The following is an 11,208-nucleotide window of genomic DNA, read 5'->3' as shown; positions in this document are numbered from 1 at the left end:
GGGGGTATCTGCGGCAGTCCTGGGAGCGGGGGTGGCGGCCCGCGGACGTGATGCGGCTCGTGCGGCGGGACCTCGCCGAGCGGCATCTGCGGATCACCGCAGACTTCGTGGCCGCCGAGGCGCGCCGCTACGCCCGGCTCCCCGAGCGGTGGACCGACGCCGAGGTGTGGTGGGGCGACGACTCCCTGTACGGGGAGCGGCTCGCGCAGCGGGAGAGGGCGGACCGGTTCTCGCTGGCCACGGCCGTCTTGGAGGTGTTCCGGCTGCTGATCCGGCTTCCGGCGATCGAGCCGGTCGGTCCCGTGCCGGGGGATCCTGCTGCCGATGCCCTCGCGCACGTGCACATCGAGCCGCGCATGCTCGGCCGCATCCGGGCGCTCCTGGCCAAGGCCGAGGCCACCCCGTACCCGGAGGAGGCGGAGGCGCTCAGCGCCAAGGCGCAGGAGCTGATGGCCCGGCACACCGTGGACGAAGCCCTGCTCGCGGCGAGCGGCAAGGCGCCCGCGCAGGCGCCGTCGGCCTGCCGGATCGGGGTGGAGCCGCCGTACGAGGAGGCGAAGGCGGTGCTGCTCGACGCGGTCGCCGGGGCCAACCGGTGCCGGGCGGTGTGGAACAGCGGCTTCGGGTTCTCCACCGTGGTGGGCTTCGAGAGCGATCTGGAGGCGGTGGAGCTGCTGTACACCTCGCTGCTCGTGCAGGGGACGGCCGCCATGGCGCGGGCGGAGGCCGGGCAGCGGGCGGGCGGCCGCAAGCGTACGAAGACGTTCCGGCAGTCGTTCCTGCTCGCCTACGCCAGCCGGCTCGGCCAGCGGCTCGCCGAGACGGCGGAGCACACCGCGGGCGAGGCACCGGACAACCTGCCGGCGCTCGTGGCCCGCGACGTCGCCGTCACCGCCCGGGCCGACGAGATGTTCCCGAAGACGGTCAGCACCCGGCTGCGCGGGGCGACCGATCTCGCCGGGTGGAACGACGGGACGGCCGCCGCCGATCAGGCCAGCGTGGGGGGCGGCAACTCGCGGCGTCCCCTGGCTCCGTAGCCGTCCGTCGCCGCCCCGTCAGCGGAGTGTCCGGTTCCGTTGCCCCTCACCGTGATCGGTGCAGCACCCTCCGCGTGCACGTGCATCTGCCCATGCAGCCGCTCGTGAACACAGCTATGATCCGGTGGAGTTGACATCTGCACTATCGGGGGCTTCCTGTGGACCACGCGTACAACGGGATGGCAGCTGCAGAACTCGACGGGGTGACCTGGCAGAAGAGCAAGCACAGCAACTCGCAGGGCTCCTGCGTGGAGTTCGCGAAACTGCCGGGCGGCGCCGTCGCCGTACGCAATTCGCGGTTCCCGGACGGACCGGCTCTCGTCTACACGCCGGCCGAGATCGAGGCGCTGCTCCTGGGCGTCAAGGACGGCGAGTTCGACCACCTGATCCACTGAGGGCCGGGCTCGCGCGACTCTGGAACGGTGCCACAGATCCAGCCGTGCACGTGCACCGGCCGGGATCGGTCCCTCGCGACCGATCCCGGCCGGTGCGCGGTGTTGTCCGCGTTCCTCGCGGCGCCGCCGCCTACTCGGGGAGCATGAACAGCGCCCACACGACCTTGCCGGTGAGCCGGCCCGCGAGCGGGTGCCAGCCCCAGCTGTCGCTGTAGGCGTCCACGAGGAAGAGTCCGCGCCCGGATTCCAGGGCGCAGTTCTCCTCCGTGTGCTCCGGTTCGAACGCGCCGCCCGGCCGGTCCTCGCTGGGGTCGCGCACCGCGCACACCAGCCGGGAGCTCCACCGCATCAGGTGCAGCCGCACGGCGGCCTCCGCCTCGCCGCTCCCGTTCCCGGCCCCCGCCGACGGCCGCGGATCCCCGGGAAGGGCGTGGCGCAGCGCGTTGGTGACGAGTTCGGAGACGACCAGGGCCACGTCGTCGAAGCGCTCGTCGAGGCCCCACTGGGCCAGCGTCGAGCGGGTGAACGTACGGGCCCCGCGCACCGCCTCGAAGCGGGCGGGGAGGGAGCAGGAGGCAGACCCGGACACAGCCGTGGGGTCGACCGGAGGCAGGCCCTGCCGTAACGGCTCGAGCATGGTCGATCCATTCGTCCCCATGCGAGGCACTCCCGGGATTCGCGGACGTGGCGGCGGCTTGCGTCCAGAAAGAACTGCGGGGTGGGTCGGTCCGGCGCCGGCGCGAAGAGCACGCAGGTGCGCGGCACCATCGTTCCGAATGCAGAAGCTGGATGCAAGGGCAGATGCACGTGCACGCGCCGGACCTGTCCCCACCCGTGATGGTTCTTGCTCATTTCTTCCTACGTACACTTACGGACTTCTTCTACGGCAGCCCGGATTCCGTTACAGAACGAGTACGGGCCGATGCGTTTTGGTGGCAGACTGCGAGCCCTGGGGACACGGGGGCCCAGCGATGCAGCACACACGCGCAGACCACGCGTATCCATGGCGATGGGGAGGGCAGGACTAGTGACCGCAGAAGCAGGCGGTTCCGTGGTGCGCCGCATCCTCCTGGGCTCACAGCTCAGGCGACTCCGAGAATCCCGCGGCATCACCCGTGAGGCGGCCGGCTACTCGATCCGCGCATCCGAATCGAAGATCAGCCGCTTGGAGTTGGGAAGGGTGAGCTTCAAGGCAAGGGACGTCGAAGACCTCCTCACGCTCTACGGGGTCACGGACGGCACCGAGCGCGAGTCCCTCCTGGGCCTCGTCCGCGAGGCCAACGCGGCGGGCTGGTGGCACAGTTACGGCGACGTGCTGCCCGGCTGGTTCCAGACGTACATCGGACTGGAGGGCGCGGCGTCCCTCATCCGCATCTACGAGGTGCAGTTCGTGCACGGCCTCCTCCAGACCGAGGCCTACGCGCACGCCGTCGTCAGCCGCGGCATGCCCGGCGCCGGCAAGGCCGAGATCGAGCGCCGCGTCGCGCTGCGCCTGGAGCGGCAGAAGGTGCTCGTCTCCGAGAACGCCCCCGTCTTCCACGCCGTGCTCGACGAGGCCGCGCTGCGCCGCCCGTACGGCGGTCGGGACGTCATGCGGGGCCAGCTGGAGCACCTGATCGAGGTCTCGCAGCGGCCGAACGTGCAGCTCCAGGTGATGCCGTTCTCCTTCGGCGGCCACTCCGGCGAGAGCGGGGCCTTCACCCTACTGCGGTTCCCCGAGTCCGACCTCCAGGACATCGTCTATCTGGAACAGCTCACCAGCGCCCTCTACCTGGACAAGGACGAGGAAGTGGCGCAGTACGAGCGGGCGATGGAGCGGCTTCAGGCCGACTGCCCGGACCCCGGACAGACCCGGGATCTTCTCCGCGGTCTCCTCCAACTGTCTTGATCCGCACGTACTATGACGTCTGATCAGTGCATGACCGAACGGTCTCGGGTGCAGCGCCCGGGTGCGCGCTCGCAGTAAGGGATGGCATGTCCATATTCGAGGACCTGGCTCACCAGTACATCGACGGCACCTGGCTGGCCGGCAACGGCTCCTGGGACATCATCGACGTCAACCCGTACAACGGGGAGAAGCTCGCCGCCATCACCGTGGCCACCGTCGAGCAGGTGGACCAGGCCTACCGGGCCGCCGAGCGCGCGCAGCGCGAGTGGGCCGCCACCAGCCCCTACGCGAGACGCGCCGTCCTGGAGCGCGCCCTGCGGATCACCGAGGAGCGCGAGAAGGAGATCGTCGAGGCGATGATCGACGAGCTCGGCGGGACGCGTCCCAAGGCCGAGTACGAGATCCACCTCGCCAAGGAGTTCATCCGCGAGGCGATGCAGCTCGCCGTGCGCCCCGAGGGCCGGATCCTCACCTCGCCCGTCCCGGGCAAGGAGAGCCGCGTCCAGCGCCTCCCCGTCGGCGTCGTCACCGTCATCAGCCCCTTCAACTTCCCCTTCCTCGTCACCATGAAGTCGGCCGCCCCGGCGCTCGCCCTCGGCAACGCCGTCGTCGTCAAGCCGAACCAGAACGCGCCCGTGGTCGGCGGCGGCGTCATCGCCCGGATCTTCGAGGAGGCCGGCCTGCCGGCCGGGCTGCTGAGCGTCCTCGTCACCGACATCGCCGAGATCGGCGACGCCCTGCTGACCCACCCCGTCCCGAAGGTGATCTCCTTCGCCGGCTCCGACCGCGTCGGACGGCACGTGGGCGCGGTCGCCGCCCGCCACTTCAAGCGCACCGTCCTGGAGCTCAGCGGCAACAGCGCCCTCGTCGTCCTCGACGACGCCGACGTCGACTACGCCGTCGAGGCGGCCGTCTTCAGCCGCTTCGTCTACCAGGGCCAGGTCTGCATGGCCGCCAACCGGATCCTGGTCGACACCCGGGTCGCCGACGAGTTCACGGAGAAGTTCACCGCCCGCGTGCGCGCCCTGCGCACCGGCGACCCCCGCGAGGCCGACACCCACATCGGGCCGCTGATCAACTCCTTCCAGGCCGAGGCCCTCACCGCGCTCGTCGACCGCGCCGTCGCCTCCGGCGCCCGGGCGCTCGTACGCGGCGCCACGCGCGGCAACCTCGTCGAGCCGACCGTGCTCACCGGCATCCCCGAGGACTCCCCGCTGCTCACACAGGAGATCTTCGGCCCGGTCGCCCTGCTGATGGTCTTCGACGGCGAGGAGGAGGCCGTCCGCATGGCGAACGCCACCCCCTACGGCCTGAGCGGCGCCGTCCACACCCGCGACGTCGAGCGCGGCATCCGCTTCGCCGAGCGCATCGAGACCGGCATGATCCACGTCAACGACTCGACCATCGGCGACGAGCCGCTGGCCGCGTTCGGCGGGGAGAAGGCCTCCGGCCTGGGCAGGCTGAACGGCGAGTCGACCGTCGAGGCCTTCACCACCCAGAAGTGGATCTCCGTCCAGCACGGCAGGAGCACCTTCCCCCTCTGACCCCCGTCCGCCTTAGACTCGGCGGAGTCGGCGGCGGGCAGCGTTTCGGGGGAGTCCTCACTTGAGCAACATTCCGGAGACGGGGCGGACGCCCCGGGTCCAGAACCGCCTGGTGGTCATCCAGGTGGTCGTCTTCTCGCTGCTGCTCACCCTCGGCGGCCGCCTGTGGTACCTCCAGATCCGCAACGGCGAGGAGTACACGGACGAGGCGAAGAACAACCACGTCCAGCAGGTCGTCCAGCCCGCCGTGCGCGGCTCCATCCTCGACGCCCGCGGCGTCCCCCTCGCCGACAACGAGACCCGCATGGTGGTCTCCGCGAGCCGCACCGAGCTGAGCAAGATGAAGGACAAGGGCAGGGAAGTCCTGGTCCGCCTCGCGGGCGTCCTCGGCCTGAACCCGGACGACGTCGTCAGCAGCGTCCGGCTGTGCGACGCCAAGACCCCCAAGCCGTGCTGGAACGGTTCGCCCTACCAGCCGATTCCGATCACCGACGAGGCGACCACCGAGCAGGTGCTGGAGATAAGGGAGCACGCCGAGCGCTTCCCCGGCATCACGGCCGAGCCCACCGCCGTACGCCGCTACGCCGGCCCCGAGGGCGCCAACACCTCCCAGGTCCTCGGCTACCTCTCGCCGGTCACCGACGCCGAGATCACCAAGGCGAAGAAGACCGACTCCCCCTACCTCCGCTCCGACCAGGTCGGCCGCTCCGGCCTGGAGCGCACGTACGACAAGGAGCTGCGCGGCAAGGCGGGCATCACCCGCTACGAGGTCGACAACCTCGGCCGGGTCATCGGCCTGGCCAAGGCGGACAAGCCCACCCCCGGCTCGAACATCGTCACCTCCATCGACGCCCGCGTGCAGGCGGTCGCCGAGCGCGAGCTGAACAACGCGATGATCGAGGCCCGCAAGGGCTACGACCGCAACACGCGCCGCAACTACGAGGCCGACTCCGGCGCCGTCGTCGTCATGGAGGCCAAGACGGGCCGGATCGTCGCCATGGCGTCCAACCCGACCTACGACCCGAACGCCTGGGTCGGCGGCATCTCCGCCAAGGACTACGCCGCCCTCACCGACAAGGACTCCAACTACCCGCTCCTGAACCGCGGCATCCAGAGCGTGGCCGCCCCCGGCTCCATCTTCAAGGTCGTCACCTCGACGGCCGCCGTCAACGCCGGATACCCCTTCAACGCCCGCTACCCCTGCCCCAGCTCCTACTCGGTCGGCCGGCAGACCTTCACCAACTTCGAGTCCCAGGGCTACGGCGACATCACCATCGGGCGCGCCCTGGAGGTCTCCTGCGACACCGTCTACTACTACCTCGCCGACAAGGAGTGGAAGAAGGACGGCGGGATCAACCCGAAGAAGGACCCCGCGGACTGGTTCCTGAAGACGGCCCACCAGTTCGGCCTGGGCAAGCCGACCGGCGTCGACCTGCCCAACGAGGTCGGCGGCCGCGTCCCCGACCGGCAGTGGAAGAAGGACTTCTTCGAGGCCAACAAGGCCGCCTGGTGCCGCGACGGCAAGAAGGACGGCACCTTCGCCGAGCGGATCGCCTACGAGAACTGCCGCCAGGGCAACCAGCTGCGCGAGGGCGACGCGATCAACTACTCCATCGGCCAGGGCGACACCCTCGTCACGCCGCTCCAGATGGCCTCCGTGTACGCGGCCCTCGCCAACGGCGGCACGCTGCACCAGCCGAGCATCGGCAAGGCCGTCGTCAGCGCGGACGGCACCTCCGTCAAGGAGATCGCCCCCAAGGAGCGCGGCAGGCTGCCCATGGACGCCAAGCTGCACAAGGACATAGACGCCGCCCTGGAGTCGGTCGTGACCTCCGGCAGCGCGGCCTGGCGCTTCGGCGGCTGGCCGCAGAAGCAGATCCCGATGCACGCCAAGACGGGCACCGCCGAGGTGCAGGGCAAGCAGACCACCTCCTGGTTCGCCTCGTACACCGAGGACTACGCGATCGTGATGACGATCTCCCAAGGCGGCACCGGCTCCGGCGCCTCCGGACCGGCCGTCCGCAAGATCTACGAGGCGATGTACGGGCTCGACGAGAAGGGCGCCCAGGACCTCTCCAAGGCCCTCCTGCCCAAGCCGATGACGGAGCTGCCGGCGATCCGCCCGGACAACGGCTCCTGAGGCCGGGGCCTGCCGCCGGTTCGCCAATTAGGACACGTCCTGACCGCATCGGAGCCTAACGTGGTGGGTGTCAGCAGGACGGCACACACGGCAGAGAAGGCGGTACGTCCATGCCCACTTTCGTCACGGCAGAGGCTCACGGCGACGAGCGCGGCGCGCTCCTGTCCTACGTCGAGGCCCAGCGCGCCGGACTGCGCCGCGCGCTCCTCGGCCTGACCGAGGAGCAGGCCGCGAGCCACCCGAGCGCGAGCGGGCTCTCCCTGTCCGGACTGCTCAAGCACAGCGCCGAGGTCGAGCTCAACTGGCTGCGCCTGGCGCAGCAGCAGCCGAACGAGCGCCAGTACAGCTCGGAGAACTGGGGCGACAGCTTCCGCCTCGTCGGAACCGAGACCGTCCCCGAGATCCTGGCCTTCTGGGACGGTGTCACCGCGGAGCTGGAGAAGTTCATCCGCGAGCTGCCCAGCCTCGACGACACCTTCCCCCTGCCGGAGGTGCCCTGGTTCCCCAAGGACACCCGGGTGTCGATGCGGTGGCTGCTGCTCCACCTGGTGGAGGAGTTCGCCCGCCACGCGGGCCACGCCGACATCATCCGGGAGTCCCTGGACGGCGCGACCGCGTTCGAGCTCGTGGCCCGCGCCCAGGCCGAGGACGCCGCGCCCGCCTCCTGACCCGCTCCCGCCCGCCTCCCGGCCCGCTCCCCGCAAGCCTCCGGCGCGGCAGAGTCCGCGCCGGCTTGCACCTCACGCGGCGTGAGGAGGGAGAGTCGGAGGCGAGAGGAAGGGCGGAAGCAATGAGCTACTCCGTGGGCCAGGTCGCCGCGTTCGCCAAGGTGACGGTGCGCACCCTGCACCACTACGACGAGATCGGCCTGCTCTCGCCGAGCGGCCGCAGCAGCGCGGGGCACCGGCGGTACGACGACGCCGACCTCGACAGGCTGCAGCGGATCCTGTTCTACCGGGAGCTCGGCTTCCCCCTGGAAGAGGTCGCGGTCCTGCTGGACGACCCGGACGCGGACCCGAGGGAGCACCTGCGCCGGCAGCACTCCCTCCTGTCCGACCGGATCGCCCGGCTCCAGCAGATGGCCAAGGCCGTGGAGCAAGCCATGGAGGCGAACAGAATGGGCATCAACCTCACGCCCGAGGAGAAGTTCGAGGTGTTCGGGTCCCACGACCCGGACCAGTACGCCGAGGAGGCCGAGCAGCGCTGGGGCGGCACCGAGGCGTACCGGGAGTCGGCCCGCCGGGCGGCGGCCTACACCAAGGACGACTGGAAGCGGATCATGGCCGAGGGGGAGGACCTCAACCGGCGCCTGGCCGCGCTGCTGGACGCCGGGGCCGACCCGGAGTCCGAGCAGGCCATGGACCTGGCGGAGGAGCACCGGGGCTGGATCGAGCGCAACCACTACACCTGCCCGTACGAGATGCACACCTGCCTCGGGGAGATGTACGTGGCCGACGAGCGGTTCACGGCCTTCTACGACGCGGTGCGGCCCGGCCTGGCGGTGTTCCTGCGGGACGCCATCATCGCCAACGCCGTCCGCAGGGCCTGATCCGCCTGATCCCGCCTGATCACACACGGCCGCCATCCGGTACCTGGAACCGGGTGGTGGCCGTGAGCGTTGATAATTGAGACGATCCCCTCCGTCCGCCCCACCCCCTTCATCCGCGGACGCCCCCCGATCCAGGAGAGACCGGCACCCGTGTACACGCTTGCGCTCGGCCCCGAATGGCTGTCCCCGGACTATCTGATCTCGCACTTCGGCCTGATCGGCATCCTGGTCATCGTCTTCGCGGAATCAGGACTGTTCGCGTTCCTCCCGGGTGACTCCCTGCTGTTCACCGCGGGCCTGCTCGTCGCCAACGGCGAGTACATCAAGCAGCCGCTGTGGCTGGTGTGCACGCTGATCACGATCGCGGCGATCGTCGGCGACCAGGTCGGCTACATGATCGGCAAGTACTTCGGCCCGAAGCTCTTCAACCGGCCGAACTCCAAGCTGTTCAAGCGGGAAAACCTGGACAAGGCGCACGAGTTCATGGAGAAGCACGGCCCCAAGGCCATCGTGCTCGCCCGATTCGTCCCGATCATCCGCACCTTCGCGCCGATGGTCGCGGGCGCCGGCTCCATGAAGTACCGCACCTTCCTCACGTACAACGTGATCGGCGGCGTCGCCTGGGGCACCGGCATCACGGTCGCGGGCTACTGGCTCGGCCAGATCGACTTCATCAAGGAGAACATCGAGCCGATCCTCATCGGCATCGTCCTCGTCTCCGTCATCCCGGTCGTCATCGAGGTCCTGAAGGCCCGCAAGGAGGGCAAGGCGGCGGCCGGGGTCCCCGGCCAGAGCGGCCCGGGCGGCAGCCAGGGCGAGCGCCGGCGCCACGCCAAGCGCTGACCCGCCGACGGCACGGCGCGGGCCCCAGGGCCCGGTAGGGCGCCCCGCGGACCCGCAGCGGTCCGCGGGGCGCCGCCGTTCTCCCCGCGCGGCCGGGAAGAGGCGGCCTAGTACCCGCGGGTGCGCTTGGCCGCGGCGCGGCGGCGGGCGGCGCTGGCGGCGCCCGGGATCCGCATGAAGAGCCGCGAGGCCTCCTGCCCGAGGTTCACGCCGATGGCGATGGCCAGCGCGATGGCGGCGGCGTTGGTGAGCGAGCCGAGGCCGCGGTTGAGCTCGTCCTCGGCGATGAGCAGCAGCCCGTAGTACGTGGCCGAGCCGGGCAGCAGCGGTCCGATCGCGGCGGTGACGAACGGCAGGGCCGAGGCGAAGCGGTAGCGGGAGAAGAGCTGCCCGAAGAGGCCGACGAGCCCGGCGGCGACGGCGGTGGAGGGCACCGGCGGGATCCCGCCCGCGTAGTGCAGGGCCCCGAAGGTCACCCAGGCGACCCCGCCGTTCAGCGTCACGATCCACACGGTGGAACGTTCCTGTTGGAGCAGGATCGCGAACGTGAACACCAGCACCATCGAGGCCGCGATCTGGATCAGCGGCCGCTGGGTGATCTGCAGCGCCTCCTCGGGCCGGGGCGCGGCGCCCAGCTGGAGCCCGAGGTAGAGCACCACGAGGACGCCCATGATGATGCCGATGAAGAGGTACATGACCTCCAGCAGGCGGGCCGAGGCGGTGATGTAGAAGCCGGTCAGGCCGTCCTGCACGGCCGCGACCAGCGCCCGTCCGGGCAGCAGCGCGAACAGCCCGCCGGTGATCACCGCCGAGGCGAGGGCGTCGACGTCGGTCAGCGCGAGGCCCACCCCGAGCGCCGCGGGCGGCATCGCGGCGACGACGAACTGGTAGAACTCCGGGAGCCCGCGGCCCGCGCACAGCCAGGCGAGCCGGTCGCCGAGCATGGCGCCGATCGCGGCCGCGAAGAAGACGATCACGCCGCCGCCGACGAGGACCGAGGCGGCGCCGGCCAGCAGCCCCGTGGCCGCGGTGAGCACCCACGTCGGGTACGGGTGCCGGTTGCGGCGGATCTCCGCGAGGCGCCGGTAGGCCTCCTCCAGCGTCACCTCGGCCTCGGGGGTGCTGATGTCGGCCACGAGCCGGAAGACGGCCGCGAGCCGGGTGTAGTCCGTGCCGCGGCGGCGTACGGTCCGGCTCGCCGAGACGGGGTCGCCCACGAGCGACGGCTGGTGGGTGATCGACAGCATGGTGAAGGTGACGGTCGGCTCGCAGCGGTCCAGACCGTAGCTGCGGGCCACCGCGAACATGGCGGCCTCCACGTCCTCGGCGCCCTCGCCGCCGGCGAGCAGCAGCTCGCCGATGCGCAGGGTCAGGTCGAGGACGCGGCCGACGGCGGGCCCCGCCTCGCCGTGCCGCTGCACGGGCTCGGGGACGGGCCGCACGTCCACCGGCATGCGCAGCATGGTGCGCATCCGGTCCTGCCAGGGCGACTCCGTCATCCGGGCGAGCGGCAGCCCGGGGCCGTGCACGTACGCCGGCGGGGACTGCTGGGCGCTGTAGGTGGAGGGCGGTGCGAACGCCGAGCCCTCCGGGGGCTCCGGCGGCGGCAGGGGCAGCCCCTCGGGCACCGTGAACTCGGAGGTCGGCTGGTCGTCGCCCACGGGCTCGGGCCCGGTGCCGGGCGGCGGGTGGAAGGCGCTGTGCGCCTCGTCGGATTGCGGCTTCCGGTCCTCTGCGTCCCCGGATCCCTCGGCCTCCGCCACTCGTCCTCCCGTCCCTGGCCGGCCCGGGTATCAGTATGCGGAACGGTTT

The 11,208-nt window shown here is 70.9% G+C and carries 10 protein-coding genes; 8 read left to right on the top strand and 2 right to left on the bottom strand.

Annotation, left to right across the window (positions count from 1 at the left end):
* Together EF903_RS06440 and EF903_RS06435 are read left to right on the top strand one after the other, a co-directional pair.
* On the top strand, nt 1–1,037 hold a 1,037-nt coding region (locus tag EF903_RS06440; RefSeq protein WP_148142506.1), incomplete at its 5' end, for a DUF2786 domain-containing protein.
* 158 nt (nt 1,038–1,195) lie between these two features.
* Nucleotides 1,196–1,432: a DUF397 domain-containing protein gene (locus EF903_RS06435; protein WP_114053532.1), complete on the top strand. Its 237-nt coding sequence runs from the start codon at nt 1,196–1,198 to the stop codon at nt 1,430–1,432.
* 130 nt (nt 1,433–1,562) lie between these two features.
* Here the strand turns inward: EF903_RS06435 and EF903_RS06430 are convergent, their stop codons facing one another.
* On the bottom strand, nt 1,563–2,069 hold the full coding sequence (locus EF903_RS06430) for an ATP-binding protein (protein ID WP_125541814.1): 507 nt from the start codon (nt 2,067–2,069) through the stop codon (nt 1,563–1,565).
* 372 nt (nt 2,070–2,441) lie between these two features.
* Here EF903_RS06430 and EF903_RS06425 point away from each other — a divergent pair, with 372 nt between their 5' ends.
* The 6 genes from EF903_RS06425 to EF903_RS06400 all read left to right on the top strand — a co-directional run bounded on the left by EF903_RS06425 (nt 2,442) and on the right by EF903_RS06400 (nt 9,396).
* Nucleotides 2,442–3,320 carry a helix-turn-helix transcriptional regulator gene (locus EF903_RS06425; protein WP_114058389.1) on the top strand — a complete coding sequence of 293 codons (879 nt, stop codon included), beginning with the start codon at nt 2,442–2,444 and terminating at the stop codon, nt 3,318–3,320.
* A gap of 86 nt (nt 3,321–3,406) precedes the next feature.
* Nucleotides 3,407–4,864, top strand: coding sequence for an aldehyde dehydrogenase family protein (locus EF903_RS06420; RefSeq protein WP_125541812.1), 1,458 nt, complete (start codon nt 3,407–3,409; stop codon nt 4,862–4,864).
* A 61-nt stretch (nt 4,865–4,925) separates the two neighbouring features.
* Nucleotides 4,926–7,004 (top strand): penicillin-binding protein 2, encoded by a 2,079-nt coding sequence (gene mrdA, locus EF903_RS06415; protein ID WP_125541810.1) that lies wholly within the window; start codon nt 4,926–4,928, stop codon nt 7,002–7,004.
* Nucleotides 7,005–7,114: 110 nt separating this feature from the next.
* Entirely contained in the window at nt 7,115–7,672 is a 558-nt protein-coding gene (locus EF903_RS06410) for a DinB family protein (protein WP_125541808.1), read from the top strand.
* 122 nt (nt 7,673–7,794) lie between these two features.
* Nucleotides 7,795–8,553 (top strand): MerR family transcriptional regulator, encoded by a 759-nt coding sequence (locus tag EF903_RS06405; protein WP_125541806.1) that lies wholly within the window; start codon nt 7,795–7,797, stop codon nt 8,551–8,553.
* A gap of 150 nt (nt 8,554–8,703) precedes the next feature.
* Nucleotides 8,704–9,396 carry a DedA family protein gene (locus EF903_RS06400; protein WP_125541804.1) on the top strand — a complete coding sequence of 231 codons (693 nt, stop codon included), beginning with the start codon at nt 8,704–8,706 and terminating at the stop codon, nt 9,394–9,396.
* 107 nt (nt 9,397–9,503) lie between these two features.
* On the opposite strand, the gene EF903_RS06395 is transcribed toward EF903_RS06400, so the two are convergent.
* Nucleotides 9,504–11,159, bottom strand: coding sequence for a threonine/serine exporter ThrE family protein (locus EF903_RS06395; protein WP_125541802.1), 1,656 nt, complete (start codon nt 11,157–11,159; stop codon nt 9,504–9,506).
* Between the last annotated feature and the right edge of the window lie 49 nt (nt 11,160–11,208).

Source organism: Streptomyces sp. WAC05292 (assembly GCF_003949955.1).
Classification (GTDB): Bacteria; Actinomycetota; Actinomycetes; order Streptomycetales; family Streptomycetaceae; genus Streptomyces; species Streptomyces globosus.
Note: the sequence above shows the minus strand (reverse complement) of the source record. Positions and strands in the feature narration are given on the sequence as shown.